A 23,299-nucleotide genomic window follows, 5' to 3' on the forward strand; every position below is an offset into this window, starting at 1 on the left:
TGCAGACGTGCGCAGCCGGCTACGGGAGCCAGCGCCAGCCGAGGGGGGTCGCGACGGCGTCGACGGTCTTGTCGTGGGACTCGACCGGGAGCGGGCGGTCGGACGCGTCGTACACCTCCTCGGGGAAGACGACGGCGACGACCTTGGTCCCGGGGCGCAGGTGCTCGAGGGCGCGGTCGTACCAGCCGCCGCCCTGGCCGAGCCGGACGCCGCGCGAGTCGACGGCGAGCGCGGGGGCGACGACGACGTCGGCCTGCGCGATGGCCTCGGCGCCGAGCGGCGGGGTGCCGGGTTCGGGGGGTCGGCCGGGGGCGCGGACCTGGAGGTCGGCCGGGCCGTCGTACACGGCCCAGTCGCGCTGGAGGCCGGCGCCGAGCACGGGGAGCAGGACGCGCACGCCGCGTGCGGAGAGACGTTCGAGCATCTCCGTCGTGCCGGGCTCGGCAGGGCGGGCCGCGTAGGTCGCGACGCACGTGGCGGCGGCGACCTCGGGGATGGTCTCGACGACGTCGGCGATCGCGGCGGCCGCTTCCTTGCGGAGCCGCTCGGACCGCGCCTGGCGGTTGGTGCGGATGGCCTTGCGGAGGATCTCCTTCGCGTCCTCGGCTTCGATGCTTCCGTGCAGGGGGTACGGCTGGACCGGGCCACTCATGTCCCTATTGTCACCCGGCTCGCGGTTCCGTGCGGACGCCGCGCGGGTGACCTTCGGCCCTGGTGGGCCGGATCGGGTTCCTTCGACGGGTATCGGGTGCCTATGATCGGGGAGAGCCAGTAGTTCGGACTCCTGACAAATGAGTCGTTGTCCGGCAGAGGTCGACCAGTGAGGACGCCATGACCGCGACGACGCCCGCGAAGCCCAGCGCGACCACCCAGCGACCGCGGGGGAGCGCCCACGTCCGGACCGCGAGGGCCGCCGTCGTGCTCGCCGCGGGGCACGACGCCGCGTCGCGCGAGCTCCTGTCCCGGCCGCTGGGCAGCGCGACGGTCGTCGAGCTGGCCGTGGCGAACGTGCGCCGCGTGGTCGACGCGAGCCGCATCGTCGTCGTGGTGGCGCCGGACGACCCGACGGTGCGCGAGCTGCTCGGCGAGGACGTCGTCTACGTGGAGCAGGAGGCGCCGCTCGGCACGGGCGACGCGGTCCTCGCGGCACGCGGGGCCGTCGCCTCCGTGCTGGGGCTCGGGGTCGACGAGCCGGTGCTGGTCGCGTACGCGGACACGCCCCTGCTGCGCTCGGAGTCGCTCCTGGGCCTGCTGACGCGCCACACGCTCACGGGCGCGGACCTGTCGCTCCTCTCCGCCGTCGTGGACGACCCGGACGGCTACGGCCGCGTGGTGCGTGCCGAGGGCGAGATCACGGCGATCCTCGAGTCGTCGGAGGCGGGCGGTGTCGCCGAGCCGCGCACGGAGATCAACGTCGGTGCCTACGTCGCGGCGCCCGGGCTGCTGTTCGGCGAGCTCGAGCGCATGGCGTCCGACGGCGAGCACCGCCTCACGGAGCTGGCGCGCCGCGTCATCGGGGCGGGGAAGCGCATCTCGTCGTACCGGATCGTCGACGTCGACGAGGTGCGCGGCATCAACACGCCGGACGAGCTCGCGCAGGCGGCGGACATCGTCCTCAAGCGCCTGTTCGTCCCGAAGAAGAACACGGACACCAAGATCGTCTTCGGGACGGGCGGCTGGCGCGCGGTCATCGGCGAGGGGTACACGCTCGCGAACGTGCGCCGGCTGTGCCAGGCGATCGCGAACGAGACGATCCGCCGGGGACTGGACGCGAAGGGCGTCGTGATCGGCGGCGACCGCCGCTTCCTCTCGCGCGAGTCGGCCATCGCGGCGGCCGAGGTCTTCGCGGGCAACAACATCGCGGTCACGCTCCTGCCCGACGACGTCCCGACCCCGCTCGTGACGTTCGCCGCCCCCTACCTCGGCGCGGCGTACGGCATCATCGTCACCTCGAGCCACAACCCGCCCGAGTGGAACGGCATGAAGGTGTTCCGCCAGGACGGCTCGCTCCCGCTCGACGACGAGACCGACCGCTACCAGGACGAGGCCAACGCGCTGTCGGTCGACGACGTCATCACGCTCGACATCGACGTGGCGCGCCGCGCCGGCGTCGTGGTGGACCGGTCGCTCACCGACCCGTACGTCGACGCGATCGAGAAGATCATCGACGTGGACGCCGTGCGTGGCTCGGACCTCCAGGTGATCGTCGACCCGATGTACGGGACGAGCCAGCTCACGCTCGGCACGATCCTGTCCGACATGCGCGTGCGCTCGGAGTTCATCCACGCGACCCACAACCCCCTGTTCGGCGGGGTCGCGCCCGCGCCGGACCTCCAGCGCCTGAGCACGCTCGTGACGATGATCCAGCAGGGCGGAGGCCGCTACGACCTCGGCATGGCCACGGACGGCGACTCCGACCGCATCGGGATCGTCGACGAGACCGGCGAGTACATCTCCACGAACGACCTGCTCCTCCTCCTGTACTGGTACCTGCACGAGGTCCGCGGCGAGAAGGGCGGCGTCGTGCGCAACCTCGCGACGACGCACCTGCTCGACCGCCTCGCAGCCCACTTCGGCGAGGAGTCCCGCGAGGTCAAGGTCGGCTTCAAGCACGTCACCGCGGGCATGGAGGACATCGGCGCCGTGCTCGGTGGCGAGTCGTCCGGCGGCCTGACGATCCGCGGCTGGATCCTCGGCAAGGACGGCATCTTCGCGTGCGCCCTGGTGGCCGAGATGCTGGCCCGCACGGGCAAGCGGATCTCCGAGCTGCGCGCGATGATCTACGAGATCACGGGTCGCCTCTACACGCTCGAGGCGGGCGTGCCGGCGACGCCGGAGATGCGCGTCGAGGTGCCTCGGCGCCTCGAGGCGGAGCCGCTCACGCACGTCGGCCCGTACCCCGTCGTCTCGGTGTCCCACCTCGACGGCACCAAGATCCTCCTCGAGAACGACAACTGGGCGCTCCTGCGGTTCTCCGGCACCGAGCCCGTCCTGCGCATGTTCGTCGAGGCGGACTCTCCCGAGAAGGCCGCCGAGCTCCTCGAGTGGCTCCAAGGGTTCGTCACCGCCGGCGTCTGACGGCACCGGCATCTTTCCCCCGCTCCACCCCGCCCCGCCCCAGCCCCCACCCCCACGACAGGAACCAGAGCAACGATGCGCTACGGCCACTTCGACACCGCGCACGACGAGTACGTCGTCGAGCGCCCCGACGTCCCCGTCTCGTGGACGAACTATCTCGGCAGCAAGAACCTGTGCACCGTGCTGTCGCACACCGGCGGGGGCTACTCGTACTACAAGAGCTCGCAGTACGGCCGGATCACGCGCTTCCGGCAGAACGGTGTCCCGGTCGACCGGCCGGGCCACTACGTGTACCTGCGCGACGACGCGGACGGCGACTTCTGGTCGGTGTCGTGGCAGCCGGTCGGCAAGCCGTTCGTCGGCCCCGGCGAGGAGCTCGACCCCGCGGGCGGCGCGGGCCGCTGGACGACCCGGCACGGGCTCGGCTACTCGACGTTCCGTGCCGAGTACAAGGGTGTCGACGCCGAGCAGACGGTCTTCATCCCCGTGGACGACGACGTCGAGGTCTGGGACGTCCGGCTGACGAACACGACGGACGAGGTGCGTGAGCTCACCGTCGGGTCGTACGTGGAGTTCAGCTTCCACACGATCACGATCGACAACCAGAACCTCCAGATGTCGCTCTACGCGTCCGGCTCCTCCTACGAGGACGGCATCATCGAGTACGACTTCTACTACGAGCCGTGGACGTACCACTTCTTCGCCTCGAGCGAGACGCCGTCGTCGTACGACTCGCTGCGCGACAACTTCATCGGCCCGTACCGCTCCGAGGCGAACCCGATCGCGATCGAGCGCGGGCACGGTTCGAACGAGTCCGCGACGACGCAGAACCACTGCGGCTCGCTCCAGCACACGATCACGCTCGCGCCGGGCGAGACCAAGCGCCTCGTCTACATGCTCGGCTACGGCTCGCGCGACGCGGCCGGTCGGGCGATCCAGGCGAAGTACTCGGACGTCGCGACGGTCGACGCCGAGCGCGCACGGCTCCGCGCGTTCTGGCGTGCCAAGCAGGACAAGCTGCGGATCCGCACGCCCCACGAGGGCATGAACACGATGATCAACTCGTGGACCCTCCTCCAGGCGGAGACGTGCGTGCAGTGGTCGCGCTTCGCGTCGTTCGTCGAGGTGGGCGGCCGCGCGGGCCTCGGGTACCGCGACACCGCGCAGGACGTCATGAGCGTCATCCACTCGAACCCGACGAAGACGCGCCAGCGCATCGTCGAGCTCCTGCGCGCCCAGACGGAGGCCGGGTACGGCCTGCACCTCTTCGACCCGAAGGCGTTCGACCCCGACGCCGAGAAGCTGCCCGACGTCCCGTCACCGACCATCGTGCCCACGGTCGACCCGAAGGACCTCATCCACGGGCTCGAGGACACGTGCTCGGACGACCACCTGTGGCTCGTGCCGTCGGTCGTCGAGTACGTCAAGGAGACGGGCGACCGCTCGTTCCTCGACCTGGAGATCCCGTTCGCCGAGGGCACGCCCGGCACGGTCTACGACCACCTGGTCAGGGCGCTCGAGTTCTCCGCGGAACAGGTGGGCCAGAACGGCGTCGCGCTCGGCCTGCGCGCCGACTGGAACGACTGCCTCAACCTCGGCGGCGGCGAGACGTCGCTCGTGACCTTCCTGCACGCATGGGCGATCGGCGCGTTCCTCGAGATCGCCGAGCCGCTCGCCGCGGCGGGCGACGAGCGGGCCGAGGCGGACGTCGCGCGGTTCACGGCCGAGCGCGAGCGCATCGCCAAGGTCGCGGACGCCCAGCTCTGGGACGGCCGCTGGTGGATCCGCGGCTACACGCGCGACGGAGTGAAGATCGGCTCGGCAGAGAACGAGGAGGGCAAGATCTTCCTCGAGCACCAGGCCTGGCCCGTCATCGCGGGCATCACGAGCCAGGAGCGCGGCGAGGCGTCGATGGACGCGGTGCGCGAGCTGCTCGGCTCCGAGTACGGCAACCACCTCAACTGGCCGGCGTTCACGAAGGTCGACGACACGGTCGGGTTCGTCACCCGCGTCTACCCGGGCATCAAGGAGAACGCCGCGATCTTCTCGCACCCCAACGCGTGGCCGATCATCGCCGAGGCGATGCTCGGGCGCGGCGACGAGGCCGTGCAGTTCTACGACGCGATCCTGCCGTACCACCAGAACGACAACATCGAGGTGCGGGGCGCGGAGCCGTACGCGTACGTCCAGTTCCTCTACGGCCGCGACCACGAGTGGTTCGGCAAGGCGCAGAACCCGTGGCTCACCGGGACGGCCGGCTGGATGTACACCGCCGTGACCAAGTACGTGCTCGGCGTGCGCCTCGCGCTCGACGGCCTCGTCGTCGACCCGTCGATCCCGAAGGACTGGGACGGGTTCGAGGTGCGCCGCGAGTGGCGCGGCGCCGTCTACGACATCGAGGTCCGCAACCCCGACCACGTGTCGAAGGGCGTGCGCTCCGTGACCGTCGACGGCGTCGAGCACGACCCGGGCGCCCCGATCCCCGCGCTGCCGGAGGGCACCGAGGCGAAGGTCGTCGTCACGCTGGGCTGACGACCGCGTCGACCACGGCACGACCCGACGGTCCGTGCGCCACCACGCGGTGGCGCGCGGGCCGTCGGTGGTGTCACCCTGTGCACCGAGGACCGGGCGCCCGCCCGTGCCCGCCGACAGCTCCCCGAGGACGGTCACCGCCGGATGACGCACAAGATCACGCGCGGCTGGACCGTCACCAAGCCGTGGCCCGTGACCCTGCGGGACGACACGCTGGGCGGGTCTATCGTGCTGCGCCCGCTGCGCCGTCGGGACGCGAACGCCTGGATGCGCCTGCGCGCGCACAACGCGGACTGGCTCGAGCGCTGGGAGGGCACGTCGCCGCGGCCCGGCAGCGGGGGAGGACCGCCGACGTTCGCCGAGTACGTCCGCGTGCTGTCCGCGCAGGCGCGGGCCGGGTCGTCGCTGCCCTTCGCCGTCGAGCTGGACGGCGAGCTCGTCGGCCAGCTCACGGTCTCGTCGATCACGTACGGGTCGCTGTGCGGCGCGAGCATCGGCTACTGGGTGAGCGAGCACGTCGCGGGCCGCGGCGTCATCCCGACGTCGGTCGCCATGGCGACGGACTACTGCTTCGCGGTCCTCGGCCTGCACCGCATCGAGATCAACATCCGCCCGGAGAACGGCCCGAGCCTGCGCGTCGTGGAGAAGCTGGGCCTGCGCGACGAGGGCGTGCGCGAGCGGTTCCTGCACATCCAGGGGGCGTGGCGCGACCACCGGACGTTCGCGATCACGAGCGAGGAGGTCCCCGACGGTCTCCTCGCGCGCTGGCAGGCGACCCGCCGCGAGACCATCTGAGCCGACCGACACGCCGGAGCGCGTGCGGAGCGTGGCCGCGCGCCTCGCCTACGGTCGTGATGTGGAATCGGCCTCGGGGATCGTCGCGCTCGCGGTGTTCCTGCTGTGGGTCGGGTTCTACGTCCCGCACCGGGTGCGCCACCGGCAGCAGCTGCTGGAGGCGCGCACGGGCGACCGCTTCTCCGGCTCCCTGCGCGTCCTGGCCGTCGCCGGCCCGGGCGGCGGAGGGATCGACCGCTGGGACGCGCGGCTCGACGGCGTCACGACCGTCGCTGCGATCGCCTCCGGTCCCGCCGGCGGTGGTCGCCCCCTGCTCGGGGGAGCGGGGCCGCAGGCCCGGTCCGAGGACCGGACGCACGAGGAGGAGGGAACGCACGCCATGGGGAGCACCGAGAGCGCGTCACCCTCGCGCGGGGCACCGCCGCGCCGTCAGCCGGTGTCCGAGCAGTCCCGCCTCGCCCTCCTCGAGCGGCGCGCCGCCGCGGCGCGCCGTCGTCTCACGCTGACGGTCGTGCTGCTGCTCGCCAGCGTCGCGGTGTGGGTCGTCGTCGCGCTCGGGTACCTCCCGTGGTGGGCCGGCGTGGTCCCGACGGCGTTCCTCGGGCTCATGCTCGTGCTGGGCCGTCGTGCGGTGCTCGCCGCGCAGCGGTCCGACGCCGCGTGGCTGGCCGAGCGTCGTGCCGCCGCCCGCGCCGCGCGCGGGACCGTCCTGGGGGCGCCGCCCGCGCCCCGGGGCGCCCGTCCGCGCGTCACCGGCCGCGCCGTGCACGGGTCGCAGGTGAGCACGCAGATGATCCCGCGCGTCACGCCCCAGGACCTCGCGCGGGCGAACGCCACCGCGGAGGCGCTCTCCGGGACGTCCGCGGCGTCCGCCTCGTCGCCGCGCGAGCGCGTGACCGCGTCGAGCACGACGGCGGCCGAGGACTCCGGCTCCGAGGAGCCCGCCACTGCCCGCGGGGGCTCGGGCGCGACGTCGGTGGTCGTCACGGAGACGTCGGTCGAGGCGACGGAGGTCGTCGAGGTCGAGATCGTCGACGAGGACCACGTGCCCTCGGGCCGCGCCTGGGACCCAGTGCCCGTGCCGCCTCCGACGTACACGATGAAGCCGACGGCACCGCGCCGCGAGCCCGCCCCGCTCACGGACGACGACGTCGTCTCGCCCGCGCGGGCGGGCGCCGCACCCGCTCCGGCCACCGGGGTCGAGGTCGTCGTGGACGTGCCGTCCGGCGCGCCCGAGCCCGCCGTGGGCGACGAGCGCAAGCCGTCGACCGAGACGCTGGGTCTCGACCTCAACGAGATCCTCGCCCGGCGTCGGGCCGCGGGGCAGTAGCTCCCCCCGGGGGCGGCCGGTTTGGTAGACCCCGCCCCCGGGGTGCTAGTCTGTTCCTCGCTCGAGGGGCTATGGCGCAGTTGGTAGCGCGTCTCGTTCGCAATGAGAAGGTCGGGGGTTCGAATCCCCCTAGCTCCACCCTCGAAAGGGCCGCTGACACATATCAGCGGCCCTTTTCGTTCCTGTCGGCGCGCCGAGTCGGCGCGCCGAGCGGCTGCGCCCACCGCCCGGCTCCGCCCTCGTACCTGGCCACGTCTCGCCCCAGGGCACCGCGACCAAGGCACCTCGGGGTCACGGGTGATTCTCGGCTCGCTGACCAGCCTCGCCTCGCTCGACCGGTCTCCCCATGCTTCTGTGTGGCCACCGCACCGTTGCCGAGACGAGGGGGCCCGCGTGGGTGCAGCGCTGCTGCGACGTGGTGTCGTCGGATGAGCCCTTCGCCGCGGCGGTCCAGGTCGTCGCGCCACGAGAGGCCTCGCTGGGGGCGGGCCTGTCGGCCGCGCTGAGCGCGCGGGGCTGGTGGCCGGTGCGGCGCGAGGTCGTCGCGGGCACCTCGTCGGCGTCGCCCGTCGTGCTCGTCCCGGAGGACGACGCCGGGCGTCCCTTGAAGGACGTCGGTGCGCTCGCGTCGGTGCCGGCGGTGTGCATCGCCTCGGCCGACGTGCTGCCGGGGCTTCTCGGCTATGCGGAGCGCGGCGCCGTCGTCCTGCACCGGGACGCGCCGTTCGCGCTGCTCGTCCTGCTCATCGAGGACGCGTTGCGCGGCGCCCGGGCGGAGGGTCGCGCAGAGAGCCTTCGCGCCCGCATCGACGAGACCCGTGCACTCCGGACCCTCAGCCCCCGCGAGACCGAGACCCTCGTCGACCTCATGGAGGGCCTGACGGCAGCGGACATCGCTGCGCGCACCTTCCGCTCCCTGCACACCGTGCGGAGCCACATCAAGGCGGTGCTCACCAAGCTCGGCGTGACGTCGCAGACCGCGGCGACCGCTCTCGCGGAACGGTGCGGCGTGCCGCGGCCGCTGCACCGGGCCAGGGCGCAGTTCACCAATTGTGGCGATGTGCCGCCGGCCGCACGTCGCCGACGCTGAGAGCGGGTCGCACCGGCCCGTCTGACCTAGTGAAGGGGCACTTGTCATGGCACAGTCAATCGTGGAAGTCGTCAAGGTCATCGCACCGATCGCCCTCCAGGCGCTCGCCACCGCCGCCCAGGCACTGCTCGCCGACGAGGCGACCGCGGCCGCCGTCGAGCGTCTGCCCGAGAAGAAGGCCGCTCCGGCGGACGACGACTGGGGCGCCATCATCACGACGGACACCTGGCAGTTCTGCGAGTCGAAGTTCGCCACGCAGTACGACTACTACTACCAGGGCCTGGGTTCGAAGCCCGTCAACGGTGCGCTGCCCATCGCCGCCGCCGAGGACATCATCGTGTGGGAGCAGAAGAACAACGTCTCCGACGTCCAGGCGTACCTGCAGACGGTGTTCAGGGACTCGATCGGGGCCTCCGACTCGATCGAGATCTCCCAGAACCTGGGGACTCTCTTCATGGACCGCTTCAAGGAGGAGTCCCTCGACTGGACGCCCTTCTCCAAGCGGTACAACTTCCCGGACAAGCTCATCGTCGACACCTTCATGGTCACGGCCTCCGCCCACGATGAGGACGACAACCTGGCGGGCGTCGCGAGCTACTGCTTCGTCGCCTACAACGGGTGACCGGTCATGGTCATCATCTACCGGGGCATGAAGGTGGACCCGGCCCACGACGACCAGCCGCTGGTCGAGGACGGCAACGGGAACGCGCTGGGCGTGCGGTCGACCGGGGCGAGCCCGGACGTCGTGACCTACCAGCAGAACACCCAGGCGTGGGTCGCGCCGGAGCACCTCGGGGAGCCTCAGGGCATCTCGGTGGCCGTCGGCTCGGGCTGCAACCTGCCGAACCACCGGCGGCCCAAGGGTGCACCCTGGAACGGGACGGGCGCGGCCGGGCTGCGTGTGTGGCAGCTCGACTCCGCCACGCTCACGCCGGCCCAGCTCGCTGCGGTCGCGGCGCCGATCCCGGGCCAGCCGCACCACTACGTCGTCGCGCCCGGAGAGGCGATGTCGCTCGCGCAGTACCAGGGCTACGTCGCGGGCACGATGGGAGACTGGACGTTCGCGCCCGACCCGGATCCCGTGTGCGTGGCGGCAGTCTTCGAAGGAGCAGCGGTGGAACCGCATCTCGTCCGGCTCGCCGGCGGCGTGGCCGACGGCGACCACCCTGCCGAGCTCGTCGACGCGATCGTCGAGGCCAACCGGGCGGGCACCGGCCGCGACGAGCTGATCGCCGGGATCGAGTCCGAGGTCGCTCGTGCCGAGGCAGCCGGGAACGACGACGGGGCCGAACGGCTGCGCGGGGTGCTCGACCGCCTGACCGGGTGGTGTGCTCCGTCGAGCCGGATCGAGCTGACCTGAGCCGTCGTCACGGACGGCGGGAGGTCCTGGCGGGGTCGGAGGTCTGTGGGCCGATCCCGTCAGGGCCTCCTCGTCACGTCGGTGACGCTCGTCGGTGGCGGTCGGGCAGGCGGGTGCGCGCGCACCTATCCTGACCGTGTGGCCCTCACCGAGCTCGTCACCGTCCCCGGCGGGACGTTCCGCATGGGTTCCGACCGCCACTATCCGGAGGAAGGGCCGGCGCACGACCGGGAGGTCGGGCCGTTCCTGCTGGAGCGGCACGCGGTGACGAACGCGCAGTTCGCGGCGTTCGTCGCGGACACCGGCTACGTGACCGTCGCGGAGCGCGCGCCCGACCCGGCCGACTTCCCGGGGGCCGACCCGGCGGACCTGGTGCCCGGGGGTCTCGTGTTCACCCCGACGCCGGGTCCGGTCGACCTGCGCGACTGGCGGCAGTGGTGGCGGTGGCAGCCGGGGGCGTCGTGGCGTGCGCCGCAGGGGCCGGGGTCCGACGTCGACGACCGTCTGGACCACCCCGTGGTGCTCGTCGCGTTCGAGGACGCGTCGGCCTACGCGGCGTGGGCGGGCCGGCGCCTGCCCACGGAGGCCGAGTGGGAGCGCGCGGCGCGGGGCGGGCTGGACGACGCCGAGTTCGCGTGGGGCGACGAGCTCGCGCCGGGCGGTCGCCCGATGGCGAACACGTGGCGGGGCCGGTTCCCGTACCTCAACGAGGGGTGGGGCGGCACGTCGCCCGTCGGTTCCTACGAGCCGAACGCGTACGGGCTGGTGGACCTCGTCGGGAACACGTGGGAGTGGACGGCCGACACGTTCGGCCCCCGTCACGTCGTCCCGGGGACGCGCGGGCCCGACGCCGGTGCGCGGCCGAACCTCCTCGCCCCGACGACGTCGCCGCAGGTCCTGCGCGTCACCAAGGGCGGCTCGCACCTGTGCGCGCCGGAGTACTGCCGCCGGTACCGGCCCGCGGCCCGGTCCCCGCAGTCGGACGACAGCGCGACGACCCACCTCGGGTTCCGCTGCGCCGCGGACGTCAACGCCGGCTGACGGACGACGAAGGCCCCCGCCGTCGGCGGGGGCCTTCCTCCTGTGCAGGGAGCGGATGGAGCGCTCCGTGCGGCGAGCGCGTCAGCCGCAGGTGTACGTGACACCGTCCTCGAAGTGCGTGCCCGGACCGAGCTCGGCGCACTTCTCGAGGACCGCGGAGGTGGTGACGCCGATGATGATGGCGACGACGATCGAGATCACGAGCATGATGGCGCCGACGATGATGCCCGCGAGGGCGATGCCGTTCTTGTAGCCGGCCTTCTTCGACTTGTTGTAAGCGATGATGCTGACGATCAGTCCACCGATCGACAGGCAGCCGAGGAACGACAGCACGAGGCCGACGATGCCCATCGTCTTGCCGGGGTCCTGGGCCGGGGCGGAGTACCCGGGGGTGCCGCCCTGGGGGGCGCCGTACTGCGGGGACTGCGGAGCGCCGTACTGGGGCGCCTGCGGGGCGCCGTACTGCGGGGCCTGCGGCGGCTGCTGGGGCTGGCCCGGCTGCGGAGCGCCGTACGAGGGCGGTCCGGACGGCGTCCCGCCGGGCTGCGGGTTCTGGTCGGGCTGGTCGGGGGTCGACATGCGATCTCCTCGGCGATGGGTTCGGGCCCGGTCAGTATGCCGGTCGATGCCGCCCGGCGCCCCGAGCGCCCGCGGCGCGTCCCGAACACGGGTCGCGGGCTCGCTCCCCGTCCACCCGACGGGCCGACCGTCACGAGTCCCACACATCCCTCGGTCTGCGGGGCGTGGGGCATGCGCGATGATGGGGGCGTGAACTCTCGGAAGGTCCGATTCGTCCCTCTCGCCCTCCCCGTCGTCCTCAGCCTCGGTGCCGCTGCGGCGCTCGGTGGGTGTGCCGCGGAGACCGCGAAGGCCGACGGGCCGTCCTCGGGAGAGACCGGGCTCGTCGCGCGTGCGGCGGAGCCGAGCGACGGGGTCCTCGTGCTCGACTCGACCGACCCGGCGGAGCTCGCCCTGACGAGCAGCCAGGCGTTCTTCACGTCCGCGCCCGTCGTCGTCCTCGCCGTCGCCGACGACGAGTCGGCGCGGGCCACGGCGGCTGCCGCGGCGGTCGAGCTCGCCGCGCCCGTCCTCCTCGTCGGCGGGGCCATCTCCGACGGGGGGCTGCGCACGGAGCTCGCCCGGCTCGGCACGGTCGCGGTCGTCGAGGTGGGCGAGGCGGACGCGCCCCCGGGGCAGGAGGACACGGGAGAGACCCCGGAGCGCGCGACGCTGGGCGACGTCGAGGGCGTCGAGCGGGTCCTGCTCGACGTGGGGGCGCTCGGCGACGACGGGGCACTCGACCCGCACGACCTCGACGACGTCCGTGGCGCGCTGCCCGAGCGCGGCGAGCCGGAGACGCTGACCGAGGTGCTCGCCCTCACCGAGCCGGGGGGCCTCGACGCGCCCGGGGGCCCGCAGGCCGCGGCGATCGCGACCGCCCGCGCGGCCGGGGCGGTGCCCCTCGAGGTGCCGCGGGGCGACCCGCGCTCCTCGGCGGAGGTCGTCGACGCGATCGCGGCCGCGAAGGCGCTCGCGGTCGTGGGCATCGGGGAGAGCTTCGGGTCCGCGGAGGACCTGGCGTGGCGGCTGCGCACGGCCGAGGCCGGCGACCTGCTCCCGAGCGGGTCGCAGCTCGTGCTCGCCGACGGCGTGCGGTACGTGGCGGTCGAGGCGGACGCGGTGACCCCCGGGCTCGAGGCGGTGGGGGAGTGGGCGGTGACCGACGCCGTCACGCGCGCGCAGGACGCGGCGGCGTCGTACGCGGAGGCCGTGCCGGAGGAGACCGTGGTCCCGGTGCTCGAGGTCCCGGCGACCCGAGCGTCGTCGAACCCCGGCGAGGACCGGGACTACTCGACCGAGATCCCGGCCGAGGAGCTGCTGCCGCTCGTGGACGCGGCGGCCGAGGCGGGAGTCATGGTCGTGCTGCGCCTCGAACCGGGCCGCGCGTCGTTCGACGAGCAGGTGACCGAGTACGCGGACGTGCTCGCCCGCCCGACCGTGGGCGTGGCCCTCGACGTCGACGCGCGTCGGGTCGGCGACGGGTCGCCGACCGGCACCGTGGACGCGGCCGAGCTGGGCGCGGCGATCGACGCGGTCGGGGAGGTCGTGCGGACGCAGGGGCTCCCGCAGAAGCTGGTCGTGCTCCAGCGCTCGGACAAGGACGCGATCCGGGGGGCGTCTGACCTGGACCTGGGGTCGGGAGAGGCGGCCGTGGTCCTCCAGCCCACCTCGGGCGACAGCTACGGCGCCCGGGTGCGGGACTGGGGGCTGCTCCTGGACGGGCTGCCGCAGGGTGTGGTCGGCGGCTGGACGACCGGTTCGTCGGACCCTGCCCGTGACGTCGAGGGCGTGCTCTCGCTCGACCCGAGCCCGCGGTACGTCGCGCCGTCGCGCTAGCCCGGAGGCGCTTGGCCGCGCCGGGAGCGGCGGGTTAGGGTGTGTCGCTCGCAAAAGCCGAATCGATTCGATCCCAGCCAGACGACGAGGTACCCGATGGTCTCGGTCATCCCCCAGCCCCTGCACGTCGAGCCCGGGACGCACCACGTCCCCGTCGCCACGCTGGAGGTCCACGCGCTCGGTCTCGAGCGGACCGCCCCGTGGCTCGGGGACCTGGCCGCCTCGCTCCTGAGCGGCCTCGACGGCGTCGCCGCGACGCGCGACGACCCGGCGTCCGGAGCCTCGGTCGCTGCCTCGTCGGGCTCTGCGACCCGCACCGCGCTCGTGCTCCGGATCGACGAGCTGGCCGGTCCGGAGGGTTCCACGAGCCCGGAGCGGTACAGCCTCGTCGCGGACGACGCAGGGATCACCGCGACGGCGGCCGAGCCCGCCGGGCTGCTCTACGCGGTGCAGACGCTGCGGCAGCTCGTCGAGGCGCCCGGCCCGGGCGACGAGCCCGCGCGGGTGCCCCACGTCGTCGTGCACGACGCGCCCCGCTACCCCTGGCGCGGCCTGTCCGTGGACGTCGCGCGGACGTTCTTCGGTCCCGACGCGCTGCGCGCCGTGATCGACGTCGCGGCGGCGTACAAGCTCAACGTGCTCCACCTGCACCTCACGGACGACCAGGGCTGGCGCATCGAGTCGCCGTCCCGGCCCGAGCTCGCCAAGCTCTCCTCGGGGAGCGACACGTCCGGCGGCACGGGCGGGCACCTGTCGCTCGCGGACTTCCGCGCGTTGCAGGACTACGCCGCGGAGCGCTTCGTGCGGGTCGTGCCGGAGATCGACGTCCCCGGCCACATCAACGCGGCGACGCACGTCTACGGCGACCTCATGCCCGACGGCGTCGCGACCGACGCCTACTCGGGCATCGAGGTCGGCTTCTCGCGCCTCACGTTCGACCTGCCCGCGACCGAGCCGTTCCTGCGCGACGTCTTCACGGACCTCGCCCACGCCACGGACGGCGAGCACGTGCACCTCGGTGGCGACGAGGTGCTGAAGATGGAGCCCGCGGAGTACGCGCGGTTCGTCGAGCTGTGCGAGCGCCTGGTGCTCGAGGCCGGCAAGAAGCCGGTCGCGTGGCAGGAGGCCGCGAAGGCGCCGCTGCGCCCGGGCACGATCGTGCAGTACTGGGACACGCACCCCATGGACCTCACGTACCTGGTCGACGCCGCGAAGGCCGGGGCGCGCATCATCCTGTCGCCGGCGAACCGCGTCTACCTCGACATGCGCTACACGGCCGAGTTCGACCCCACCCTGGGGCAGGACTGGGCGGGTCTCGTCGAGGTGCGCGACTCCTACGACTGGGAGCCCGAGGAGGTCGTGCCCGGCCTGCCGGTCGAGACGATCGAGGGTGTCGAGGCGGCGGTGTGGACCGAGCGCATCCCGACGCTCGACGCGCTGTTCACGATGCTCCTGCCGCGCCTGAGCGCCGTCGCGGAGGTCGGCTGGACCGCCCCGGACCGCAAGGACTGGGACGGCTTCCGTCGCCGCGTCGCCCGCGAGGCGCACGTCTGGCGCCGCGCGGGGATCGCGTTCCACGAGTCCGCGCAGGTCGACTGGTGACGCGTCAGATCCAGGTCGGCAGCCACATGTGCAGGCGCCAGAACCAGTACGGCACCTGCCACGCCGTCCAGATCGGGTAGAAGAACACGCTGACGGCGCCGATCGTCGTCAGCAGGACCGTGAGCCCCACCTTCACGCGCGCCCGCGCGACCGGGCGGTGCTCGGTGCGTTCGAGCGCGAGCGTCATCGCGTAGACGAGCGTGAGGACGACCCACGGCGTGAACACGATCGAGTAGAACGTGAAGATGGTCCGCTCGGCGTAGAGGAACCACGGCGCCCACCCGGCGACGATGCCGCTGAGCACGGCGAGCGCCCGCCAGTCCTTGAGCCGCACGAGCGCCCAGAGCGCGACGAGGATCGCGAGCGCCGCCGTCCACCACAGCACGGGGTTGCCGAGCGACGTGATCGCGCGCGCGCAACGCTCCACCTCGCACCCCGCCTCGCCGGTGTCGTAGGAGCGCCAGTAGAACGACGTGGGACGCCACTGGAGGATCCACCCGAGCGGGTGCGCCTCGTAGGTGTGCTCGGACGTGAGCCCGTTGTGGAAGTCCCACATCTTGAGGTGGTACTCCCACAGCGACCGCAGGCCGGGCGGGAGCCACTGGACCCCCTCGCCGGGGTGGTCGAGCGCCCACTGGCGCATGTAGGCCCCGGGAGTGCGGAACCACGACGTCCACGACGCGAGGTAGGCGAGCGCCGCCGTCGGGAGCATGACGAGCGCGGCCGGGACCGCGTCGCGCACGAGCGCGTCCTCCCACCAGCGCCCGACGCCCGCGGTGCGGCGCGCGGTCGCGTCCCACAGCACCGACACGACGGCGAAGACGGCGAGGAAGTACAGCCCCGACCACTTGACCCCGCACGCGAGGCCCAGCGCGACGGCCGCCGCGAAGCGCCACCACCGCCACCCGAGGCCCGGTCCGTAGCGTCCGATCGTCCCGCCGGCGTCGAGGATCGCCCCGCAGCGCTCGGCGAGCCGCCGGCGCGCCTGCTCGCGGTCGAGCAGCAGGCACCCGAACGCGACGAGCACCCAGATCATGAGCATGTTGTCGAGCAGACCCGTGCGAGAGTGCACGATCGCCTCACCGTCCACGGCCATGAGCGCTCCCGCGACGATCCCCATCGCGGTGGAGGCGAACAGGCGTCGGGCGATCCGCGCCACGAGCACGACGGCGACCACCCCGACGACCGCGGACGCGATGCGCCACGACCACGGGTTCTCCGCCCCGCCGAAGAACCTCATCCCGAGCGCGATCATCCACTTGCCGAGCGGGGGGTGGACCACGTAGTCCGCCGTCGGGAGGAACGTGTTCACGTCCCCGGCCTCGAACGCCGGGTTCGGCTCCTCGGGCCAGTCGGCCTCGTACCCGACCTGGAGCAGCGTCCACGCCTGCTTGACGTAGTACGTCTCGTCGAACACGAGCGTGCCCGGGCGACCGAGGTTCCACAGCCGCAGCACCGCCGCGACGGCGGCGACGATCGCGACCCCGAGCCACCCCCACAGCCTGTCGTGCGCGGTCGCCCCGAGCGCCGGACGGCGGGGCCCGAGCAGGGCGAGCAGGAGGCGCTCGCGGTGGGTCAGGTCGGGCGCGTCGGCGGCGTCCTGCTCGGGGGGCGCGGGCGACGCGTCGGCGGGCGGCTGGGACACGCTGGCCATCGTAGGGGCACGCGGGTGTGGAACCCTGGGAGCCATGTCCTCCTCGACCGACGTGCCCGACGCCGACCGGCCCACGACCCCGCGGGAGGCCGGGCACCTGGTGCTGGGCGGCACCCCGATCGGCAACGCGGAGGACGCGAGCCCGCGGCTGCGGCGGCTGCTCGCCGAGGCAGACGTCGTCGCGGCGGAGGACACGCGCCGCCTGCACGCGCTCGCGGGCCGCCTGGGCGTGCAGGTCGGCGGGCGCGTCGTCAGCTTCCACGAGCACAACGAGTCCGACCGCGCGGACGACCTGCTCGACGTCGTCGACGGCGGCGGGACGGTGCTCGTCGTGTCCGACGCGGGCATGCCGAGCGTCTCCGACCCGGGCTTCCGCGTCGTCGCGCGCGCCGTCGAGCGCGGGGTCCCGGTCACGACGGCGCCCGGGCCGAGCGCCGTCCTCACCGCCCTCGCGCTCTCGGGTCTCCCGACGGACCGCTTCTGCTTCGAGGGCTTCCTGCCGCGCAAGGCGGGCGACCGGTCGCGGACGCTCGCCGCGCTCGCCGACGAGCCGCGCACGCTCGTGTTCTTCGAGGCGCCGCACCGCGTGGCGGAGACGCTCGCCGCGATGGCCGAGGCGTTCGGCGCGGACCGGCCGGCCGCCGTCGCGCGCGAGCTCACCAAGACGTACGAGGAGGTGCTGCGCGGGCCCCTCGCCGAGCTCGCGGAGCGCGCCGCCGCGGAACAGCTCCGCGGGGAGATCTGCGTCGTGGTCGGCGGTGCGCCGCCGCGCGGCCCGGTCCCGCTCGCCGAGCTCGTCCCGGGCGTGCTGGCGCGCGTCGACGGCGGCGAGCGGCTCAAGGAGGTCGTCGCGGACGTCGCCCAGGACGCGGGGGTCGCCAAGCGCGACCTCTACGCGGCGGCGCTGGAGGCGCGCCGCCGCTGAGCCCGCGCGGGACGGGCCGTCAGCGCCCGACGGCGGTGCTCGGTTCCAGCGCGACGCCCGCCGCGGCGAGCTCCTCGCGCGCCGCGGCGCCGAGCTCGGGCGTGACCGGCACCGTGAGGTCGGTGAGGACCCGGGTGGCGAGCCCGAGCGCGTGGGCGTCGAGCGCCGTCGCGCGCACGCAGTGCGACTCGGCGATCCCGACGACGTCGACCGCCTCGATCCCGGCGTCGCGCAGGACGTCCGCGAGCGGCCGGCCGCCGACGTCGACCCCCTCGAACCCGGAGTACGCGGCCTGGTACTCGCCCTTCTTCACCCCCGCGTCGGGCGCGAGGTCGGCCAGGGCGGGGTGCAGCTCGGCGTTCGGGGTGCCCGCGATCCCGTGCGGGGGCCACGTGTCGACGAAGTCCGGCTCCGGGCTCCAGTGCTCGCCCGGGTCGACGTGCCAGTCCTGGGTCGTGACGACGAGGTCGTAGGCGTCGCGGTGGTCGCGCGCGTGGTCGGCGATCCGCTGCGCGACGGCGTTCCCGCCCTCGACCCCCAGCTCCCCGCCCTCGCAGAACGTGGGCTGGACGTCGACGACGATCAGCGCGCGGCGCACCGCGGGAGTGTTCTCGCTCATGCGCCCACTCTGCCACCCGGGCCGGGGGCACGGGAGAACGCCGGGAACGCCGGGGACGCCGGGCGCGTCCCGCGCGCGGGTGCGAGAGTGGGAGCAGCCGTACCCGAGCACCCGGGAGGACCCGATGAGCGACGACCCGACGCCCGCCGCGACCCCTCCGGCCGGCGCGCCGGAACGCCCGATCGGCTACTGGCTCAAGCTCGTGGACCGGCTCATCGACGAGAGCTTCGACGGCGTGTTCCAGCACTCGGGGCTCACGCGCCGGCACTGGCAGGTGCTCAACACCATCCGTGACGGCGTGAGCGAGGAGACGAGCGTCGACGGCGTCCTGTCGCCCTTCACCGGGGCGGCGACCGGGCACGGGGCCAGCGCCGTGACGGCGGAGATCGACGACCTCGTGCGGCGGGGCTGGGTCACGCGCGACGGCTCCGGCCGGCTGGCCGTGACCGTCGCCGGCAACCACGCCTACCACGACCTGCTCGACGCCGTGTCGGTCTCGCGCGAGCGGGTCGCGGACGGCATCAGCCGCGCGGAGTACGCCCAGACGGTCGCGACGCTCGAGCGCATGGCGCGCAACCTCGGCTGGACGGGCTGACCTCCGCCCGGGGCGAGCGCGCCGCGAGACGCGGCCACGCGGCGTCGGGCAGCAGGCGTACCCTGCGAGACCCGCGACCCGCGCGCACCCCCGCGCCCGGGCGCCCCGCACAGAGCTGGAGCACTGCGATGGAGTTCCGCCGGATCCCCGGTCTGCCGCCCTACGTCTTCACCATCATCGACGGGCTCAAGATCGAGGCACGCCGAGCGGGGCGCGACGTCGTCGACCTCGGCTTCGGCAACCCCGACCTGCCCAGCCCGCAGGTCGCGGTCGACAAGCTCGCCGAGGCCGCGCAGAACTCGCGCAACCACCGCTACTCCGCGTCGCGCGGGATCCCCAAGCTCCGCGAGGCCGTCGCGGGCCTGTACCAGCGCCGGTTCGGCGTGAGCCTCGACCCGGACACCGAGATCATCTCGACCATCGGCGCCAAGGAGGGCTTCAGCCACCTCATGTGGGTGCTGCTGCAGCCGGGCGACGTCGCGCTCGTCCCCACGCCGAGCTACCCCATCCACATCTGGGGCCCCTACTTCGCGGGCGCCGACGCGCGCCAGGTCCCCATCGGCGACGGGACCGACGCCGCGGGGTACATCGACCGGATCATCGAGGCGTGGGAGCTGGGCTGGCCCAAGCCGCGCGTCGTCGTGCTGTCGTTCCCGCACAACCCGACGACGACGGTCGCGACCAAGGAGGACCTCCAGCGGCTCGTCGACTGGGCGCGGGACAAGGACGTCGTGCTCGTGCACGACCTCGCGTACGCGGACATGACGTTCGACGGGTTCGAGCCTCCGTCGATCATGGAGTGCGAGGGCGCGCGCGAGGTCGCGGTCGAGCTGTACTCCATGACGAAGTCGTTCTCCATGGCGGGCTGGCGCGTCGCGTTCCTCGTGGGACGCCGTGACGTCGTCGGGGCGCTCGCCAAGCTCAAGAGCTACCTCGACTACGGCACGTTCCAGCCGATCCAGATCGCCGCGACCGTGACGCTCAACGAGGCGACGGAGTTCCCGCAGGAGATCTCGTCGGTGTACGCGTCGCGTCGCGACGCCCTGTACGACGGCCTGCAGCGCATCGGCTGGGACATCCACAAGCCCGGCGGCACCATGTTCGCGTGGGCCCGCATCCCCGAGCCCTACCGCGACATGGGCTCGATCGAGTTCGCGACGCACCTCGTCGAGGAGTGCGACGTCGCCGTGTCCCCGGGCGTCGGGTTCGGCCCCGGCGGCGACGAGTTCGTGCGGTTCGCGCTCATCGAGAACGAGCACCGCATCGGTCAGGCGATCCGCGGTCTCAAGCGCGGCCTCACCCGGCTGGCGTAGGCTTCGTCCCCGTCCACACGTCGTCCCCGCGCAGCACGGCGTCGGCACCGCCGTCGTCGTAGATCGTCTGCCCGGTGACGTGGGTGTTCGCGGGGTCGGTGAGCCACAGCAGCAGGCTTGCGACCGACTCGGGCGACTGGTGCCCGTGCAGCGGCATCGGGACGGCGGCGTCGACCATGGCGGCGGACTCCGGGGTCGCGAGCAGCTCGGAGGTCATGGGCGTGAGCACCGTCCCCGGGGCGACGGCGTTGAGCGGGATCCCTCGACCCGCCCACGCCGGGGTGACGCACTCGCGCCGCACCCACCGCGAGAGCGCTCGCTTGGACGACGGGTAGCTGAGGTAGCCGACCGCGGGCCCCTGGTCCGCGAGCGTCGCGGCGACGCGCAGCGCCGTGTCCTCGTCGTCCGCGAGGCACGCGGCGACGAGCTCGTCGGACACCGGCTGGAGGGTCGCCATGGACGAGACGACGGCCACGCGCGGCGCGTCCGACCGTTCGAGCGCCGGGAGCAGCGCGGCCAGGAGCCGCGTGACGCCGAAGAAGTTCACGGCGACGGTCTTCGGCACCGGGGCGGAGATGCCCGCGCACGCGACGACCCCGTCGACGCGCCCGTCGGTGAGCGTCGTGGCGCGGTCGACGGCGCGTGCCCGGCCGTCGGGGGTGCTCAGGTCGGCCTCGACCTCGGCGTCGCGCAGGTCGACACCGACCACGCGGTCTCCCCGGTCGCGCAGCAGCGCCGCGGTGGACGCACCGACTCCCGACGCCGAACCCGTGACCACGTACGTCCGCGACATGCGTACCGACCTCCTCGCCGGCTCCTCCGGCCCTCGGAGGAGCCTCCGGTACCAGCGTGCCTCGCCGCGGGCGTGCGCGTGGCCGCCGAAAGACCGGGTCGGCGGGCCAGAGGTCCTGTGGCGCCGGGGTCAGGCCGGCGCCGCCGTGGGCGGCGTCCGACCGTGCCGCCCCTGGTACCTGTCGACCTGGCGCCCCGCCGCGGCGACGGCGCGGTCGTCGACCAGGTCGTAGACGAGCGTCCCGACCCAGACGATGAGCGTCGCCCAGACCCAGGTCCAGAAGCCGTCGATGTCGAACCCGCTCGACGGGGACAGCAGCGTGGTGACGATGAGCGAGCCGAGCACGGTGACGATCCCCAGGGTCCACGTCCAGCCGTGGACGTGCTTGCCGAGGAGCCGCACCACGAGCGGGCGCAGGAGGGTGATCGTCACGGTGAACAGCGCGACCGCGACGAGCCCCCACAGCCAGCTCATGGTCATCCCCTCGAGCACCAGGTTGGCGATGACGAGCGTCACCCCGTACGCGACGGCGGCGACGACGAAGCTGAGCACCTTCGGGTTCATGGCGCCCCTCCCTGAGGGCCGGTGAGGCGGGAGGACCCGCCTCCTTCTCTCCAGTGTGGCGCTGATCGACGCTCGTGCGCGGCGAGCGCGGCCCGTGCGACGGCGCCCGCGGCGCGCGACGATGGGCGCATGCCCACGAACCGGACGGTCCCGCGTCGGGCGTGGCCCGCGCCCGTGGTGGGGGCCGTCGTCGTGCTGCTCGCTGCCTGCACCCCCGACGACGGTCCGGAACCCGCCCCGGGCCCGTCGGTCACCACGGCCACCGCCGAGCCGAGCGAACCCGCCGAGTCGAGCACGACGGCGCCCGCGCCGGCGCCGGGACTCGTCGTCGTGCCCGAGGTGCGGGTCGACGTGACCGAGGTGGCGACCGGGCTGCCCGCGCCATGGGGGCTCGCGGCGCTCGCGGACGGGACCCTGCTCGTCTCGCTGCGCGACGAGCGCGGTCTGGTCGTCGTGGACCCGGCGACGGGCGCCGTCGAGCCGGTCACGGGACCGGGCGCGGACGACCTGCGCGACGGCACGGTCGCGACGGGCGAGTCGGGTCTGCTCGGGGTGGCGGTCGGACCCGAGGGCGGCGCAGCACCGGGGGAGGTGTTCGTCTACCGGACCGCCGCCGGAGGCAACGAGGTCCTGCGGGGGACGCTCGCCGGTCGCGAGCTGTCGGCCCTCACCCCGGTCCTCCAGGGCATCCCCGCGGCCTCCACGCACGACGGCGGCCGGCTCGCGTTCGGGCCGGACGGCTACCTGTACGTGACGACGGGGGACGCGCAGCAGCGTGGTGCGTCGCAGGTGGCGGGTGCGCTCAACGGCAAGATCCTGCGCCTGACGGTGGACGGGGCTCCGGCACCGGGTAACCCTGACCCGGCCTCGCCGGTGTGGAGCCTCGGCCACCGCAACGTCCAGGGCGTCGCGTGGGACGTGACGGGGCGCATGCTCGCGTCGGAGTTCGGGCAGGACACGTTCGACGAGCTCAACGTCGTCGTGCCCGGCGGGAACTACGGCTGGCCGGAGGTCGAGGGGGTCGGCGGCGAGGCGGCGGGGTTCGTCGACCCGGTGGCGACGTGGTCGACGTCGGACGCCTCGCCGAGCGGGCTGGCCGCGACCGGCGAGGGCGCGTACCTGGCGGGGCTGCGGGGCCAGGCGCTGTGGCGCGTGCCGTTCGCGTCCCCCGACGGCGGGGCGTCGGCCGACGCGTTCGGCGCGCCCCAGGCGGTGCTCACGGACCGGGGTCGGCTGCGCGCCGTCCTGGTGGACCCGGCGACGCCGCTCGGGGACGACGGGAGCTCCGTGCTGTACGTGCTGACCAACAACACCGACGGGCGCGGGGACCCGCGCGACGGCGACGACCGGCTGCTGCGGGTCGCGGTGACGCCGGCGGGGTGACCGGCACGACCCGCGGGCTGACCAGTCGGTTTGGAGCACGATAACGAATCGGTTACGGTCGAGTGTCTCGCGTTGCCGCTCACCGGGGACAGGTGTATTGGCCGGCCGTGGGACGCGGTCTCCGTAGAGCACCCAGGGTGCCGGGGGTCCGCAGGACGGCCGGATCGGCTGGTCGAACCGGGTGACGCCCGCGCCGCGGCGTGGGACGCCCCGGGGCGCGCGTGCGCC

At 73.6% G+C, this 23,299-nt stretch carries 20 protein-coding genes and 1 tRNA gene; 15 read left to right on the forward strand and 6 right to left on the reverse strand.

Features of this window, described 5'->3' with window-relative positions:
• Positions 1-19: 19 nt before the first annotated feature.
• Complete coding sequence (locus FB00_RS08385) at positions 20-652, reverse strand: 5-formyltetrahydrofolate cyclo-ligase (RefSeq protein ID WP_047232448.1); 633 nt, start codon at positions 650-652, stop codon at positions 20-22.
• A gap of 179 nt (positions 653-831) precedes the next feature.
• Here FB00_RS08385 and FB00_RS08390 point away from each other — a divergent pair, with 179 nt between their 5' ends.
• The 9 genes from FB00_RS08390 to FB00_RS08430 all read left to right on the forward strand — a co-directional run bounded on the left by FB00_RS08390 (position 832) and on the right by FB00_RS08430 (position 11,226).
• Positions 832-3,078 (forward strand): NTP transferase domain-containing protein, encoded by a 2,247-nt coding sequence (locus FB00_RS08390; RefSeq protein ID WP_082141132.1) that lies wholly within the window; start codon positions 832-834, stop codon positions 3,076-3,078.
• 75 nt (positions 3,079-3,153) lie between these two features.
• Positions 3,154-5,610, forward strand: a complete 2,457-nt coding sequence (locus FB00_RS08395) for a GH36-type glycosyl hydrolase domain-containing protein (protein ID WP_047232449.1) — start codon at positions 3,154-3,156, stop codon at positions 5,608-5,610.
• A 144-nt stretch (positions 5,611-5,754) separates the two neighbouring features.
• Positions 5,755-6,405, forward strand: a complete 651-nt coding sequence (locus FB00_RS08400; RefSeq protein WP_047232450.1) for a GNAT family N-acetyltransferase — start codon at positions 5,755-5,757, stop codon at positions 6,403-6,405.
• 61 nt (positions 6,406-6,466) lie between these two features.
• Complete coding sequence (locus tag FB00_RS08405) at positions 6,467-7,735, forward strand: hypothetical protein (RefSeq protein WP_047232451.1); 1,269 nt, start codon at positions 6,467-6,469, stop codon at positions 7,733-7,735.
• Positions 7,736-7,800: 65 nt separating this feature from the next.
• Positions 7,801-7,873 (forward strand) — tRNA-Ala (locus FB00_RS08410).
• 277 nt (positions 7,874-8,150) lie between these two features.
• On the forward strand, positions 8,151-8,825 hold the full coding sequence (locus tag FB00_RS21035; RefSeq protein ID WP_052877549.1) for a helix-turn-helix transcriptional regulator: 675 nt from the start codon (positions 8,151-8,153) through the stop codon (positions 8,823-8,825).
• Between the two features lie 46 nt (positions 8,826-8,871).
• Complete coding sequence (locus tag FB00_RS08420; RefSeq protein WP_144425512.1) at positions 8,872-9,447, forward strand: hypothetical protein; 576 nt, start codon at positions 8,872-8,874, stop codon at positions 9,445-9,447.
• A gap of 6 nt (positions 9,448-9,453) precedes the next feature.
• Positions 9,454-10,185, forward strand: coding sequence for a hypothetical protein (locus FB00_RS08425; RefSeq protein ID WP_047232453.1), 732 nt, complete (start codon positions 9,454-9,456; stop codon positions 10,183-10,185).
• 183 nt (positions 10,186-10,368) lie between these two features.
• Positions 10,369-11,226, forward strand: a complete 858-nt coding sequence (locus tag FB00_RS08430) for a formylglycine-generating enzyme family protein (protein ID WP_047232496.1) — start codon at positions 10,369-10,371, stop codon at positions 11,224-11,226.
• Positions 11,227-11,307: 81 nt separating this feature from the next.
• Here FB00_RS08430 and FB00_RS22315 read toward each other — a convergent pair whose 3' ends face one another.
• Complete coding sequence (locus FB00_RS22315) at positions 11,308-11,805, reverse strand: DUF4190 domain-containing protein (RefSeq protein ID WP_052877550.1); 498 nt, start codon at positions 11,803-11,805, stop codon at positions 11,308-11,310.
• Positions 11,806-11,994: 189 nt separating this feature from the next.
• Between FB00_RS22315 and FB00_RS08440 the strand changes: the two genes are divergently transcribed.
• Together FB00_RS08440 and FB00_RS08445 are read left to right on the forward strand one after the other, a co-directional pair.
• Positions 11,995-13,623: a hypothetical protein gene (locus FB00_RS08440; protein ID WP_047232454.1), complete on the forward strand. Its 1,629-nt coding sequence runs from the start codon at positions 11,995-11,997 to the stop codon at positions 13,621-13,623.
• A gap of 96 nt (positions 13,624-13,719) precedes the next feature.
• Positions 13,720-15,225, forward strand: a complete 1,506-nt coding sequence (locus FB00_RS08445) for a family 20 glycosylhydrolase (RefSeq protein ID WP_047232455.1) — start codon at positions 13,720-13,722, stop codon at positions 15,223-15,225.
• A 4-nt stretch (positions 15,226-15,229) separates the two neighbouring features.
• Here FB00_RS08445 and FB00_RS08450 read toward each other — a convergent pair whose 3' ends face one another.
• Positions 15,230-16,879 (reverse strand): dolichyl-phosphate-mannose--protein mannosyltransferase, encoded by a 1,650-nt coding sequence (locus FB00_RS08450; protein WP_156186342.1) that lies wholly within the window; start codon positions 16,877-16,879, stop codon positions 15,230-15,232.
• A gap of 34 nt (positions 16,880-16,913) precedes the next feature.
• On the opposite strand from FB00_RS08450, the gene rsmI reads away from it, so the two are divergent.
• Positions 16,914-17,804: a 16S rRNA (cytidine(1402)-2'-O)-methyltransferase gene (gene rsmI / locus FB00_RS08455; RefSeq protein WP_047232456.1), complete on the forward strand. Its 891-nt coding sequence runs from the start codon at positions 16,914-16,916 to the stop codon at positions 17,802-17,804.
• 19 nt (positions 17,805-17,823) lie between these two features.
• Here the strand turns inward: rsmI and FB00_RS08460 are convergent, their stop codons facing one another.
• Positions 17,824-18,423: an isochorismatase family protein gene (locus FB00_RS08460; RefSeq protein WP_047232457.1), complete on the reverse strand. Its 600-nt coding sequence runs from the start codon at positions 18,421-18,423 to the stop codon at positions 17,824-17,826.
• 124 nt (positions 18,424-18,547) lie between these two features.
• On the opposite strand from FB00_RS08460, the gene FB00_RS08465 reads away from it, so the two are divergent.
• Together FB00_RS08465 and FB00_RS08470 are read left to right on the forward strand one after the other, a co-directional pair.
• Complete coding sequence (locus tag FB00_RS08465; RefSeq protein WP_047232458.1) at positions 18,548-19,018, forward strand: MarR family winged helix-turn-helix transcriptional regulator; 471 nt, start codon at positions 18,548-18,550, stop codon at positions 19,016-19,018.
• 128 nt (positions 19,019-19,146) lie between these two features.
• Positions 19,147-20,331: an aminotransferase class I/II-fold pyridoxal phosphate-dependent enzyme gene (locus tag FB00_RS08470; RefSeq protein ID WP_047232459.1), complete on the forward strand. Its 1,185-nt coding sequence runs from the start codon at positions 19,147-19,149 to the stop codon at positions 20,329-20,331.
• On the opposite strand, the gene FB00_RS08475 is transcribed toward FB00_RS08470, so the two are convergent.
• Together FB00_RS08475 and FB00_RS08480 are read right to left on the reverse strand one after the other, a co-directional pair.
• Positions 20,315-21,124: an SDR family oxidoreductase gene (locus tag FB00_RS08475; RefSeq protein ID WP_047232460.1), complete on the reverse strand. Its 810-nt coding sequence runs from the start codon at positions 21,122-21,124 to the stop codon at positions 20,315-20,317. The genes FB00_RS08470 and FB00_RS08475 overlap by 17 nt on opposite strands.
• A 129-nt stretch (positions 21,125-21,253) precedes the next feature.
• Complete coding sequence (locus FB00_RS08480; protein ID WP_047232461.1) at positions 21,254-21,688, reverse strand: phage holin family protein; 435 nt, start codon at positions 21,686-21,688, stop codon at positions 21,254-21,256.
• 129 nt (positions 21,689-21,817) lie between these two features.
• Here FB00_RS08480 and FB00_RS08485 point away from each other — a divergent pair, with 129 nt between their 5' ends.
• Positions 21,818-23,071, forward strand: coding sequence for a PQQ-dependent sugar dehydrogenase (locus FB00_RS08485; RefSeq protein ID WP_047232462.1), 1,254 nt, complete (start codon positions 21,818-21,820; stop codon positions 23,069-23,071).
• The last annotated feature ends 228 nt before the right edge of the window (positions 23,072-23,299 follow it).

This window comes from Cellulosimicrobium funkei (assembly GCF_001019615.1).
Taxonomy (GTDB): domain Bacteria; phylum Actinomycetota; class Actinomycetes; order Actinomycetales; family Cellulomonadaceae; genus Cellulosimicrobium; species Cellulosimicrobium cellulans_E.

What these genes read in the sequence shown, in the direction of transcription:
- FB00_RS08385 (WP_047232448.1), bottom strand. Translation starts at nt 652, where the DNA reads ATGAGTGGCCCGGTCCAGCCGTACCCCCTGCACGGAAGCATCGAAGCC.
- FB00_RS08390 (WP_082141132.1), top strand. Translation starts at nt 832, where the DNA reads ATGACCGCGACGACGCCCGCGAAGCCCAGCGCGACCACCCAGCGACCG.
- FB00_RS08395 (WP_047232449.1), top strand. Translation starts at nt 3,154, where the DNA reads ATGCGCTACGGCCACTTCGACACCGCGCACGACGAGTACGTCGTCGAG.
- FB00_RS08400 (WP_047232450.1), top strand. Translation starts at nt 5,755, where the DNA reads ATGACGCACAAGATCACGCGCGGCTGGACCGTCACCAAGCCGTGGCCC.
- FB00_RS08420 (WP_144425512.1), top strand. Translation starts at nt 8,872, where the DNA reads ATGGCACAGTCAATCGTGGAAGTCGTCAAGGTCATCGCACCGATCGCC.
- FB00_RS08425 (WP_047232453.1), top strand. Translation starts at nt 9,454, where the DNA reads ATGGTCATCATCTACCGGGGCATGAAGGTGGACCCGGCCCACGACGAC.
- FB00_RS08430 (WP_047232496.1), top strand. Translation starts at nt 10,369, where the DNA reads ATGGGTTCCGACCGCCACTATCCGGAGGAAGGGCCGGCGCACGACCGG.
- FB00_RS22315 (WP_052877550.1), bottom strand. Translation starts at nt 11,805, where the DNA reads ATGTCGACCCCCGACCAGCCCGACCAGAACCCGCAGCCCGGCGGGACG.
- FB00_RS08445 (WP_047232455.1), top strand. Translation starts at nt 13,720, where the DNA reads ATGGTCTCGGTCATCCCCCAGCCCCTGCACGTCGAGCCCGGGACGCAC.
- FB00_RS08450 (WP_156186342.1), bottom strand. Translation starts at nt 16,879, where the DNA reads ATGGCCAGCGTGTCCCAGCCGCCCGCCGACGCGTCGCCCGCGCCCCCC.
- rsmI (WP_047232456.1), top strand. Translation starts at nt 16,914, where the DNA reads ATGTCCTCCTCGACCGACGTGCCCGACGCCGACCGGCCCACGACCCCG.
- FB00_RS08460 (WP_047232457.1), bottom strand. Translation starts at nt 18,423, where the DNA reads ATGAGCGAGAACACTCCCGCGGTGCGCCGCGCGCTGATCGTCGTCGAC.
- FB00_RS08465 (WP_047232458.1), top strand. Translation starts at nt 18,548, where the DNA reads ATGAGCGACGACCCGACGCCCGCCGCGACCCCTCCGGCCGGCGCGCCG.
- FB00_RS08470 (WP_047232459.1), top strand. Translation starts at nt 19,147, where the DNA reads ATGGAGTTCCGCCGGATCCCCGGTCTGCCGCCCTACGTCTTCACCATC.
- FB00_RS08475 (WP_047232460.1), bottom strand. Translation starts at nt 21,124, where the DNA reads ATGTCGCGGACGTACGTGGTCACGGGTTCGGCGTCGGGAGTCGGTGCG.
- FB00_RS08480 (WP_047232461.1), bottom strand. Translation starts at nt 21,688, where the DNA reads ATGAACCCGAAGGTGCTCAGCTTCGTCGTCGCCGCCGTCGCGTACGGG.
- FB00_RS08485 (WP_047232462.1), top strand. Translation starts at nt 21,818, where the DNA reads ATGCCCACGAACCGGACGGTCCCGCGTCGGGCGTGGCCCGCGCCCGTG.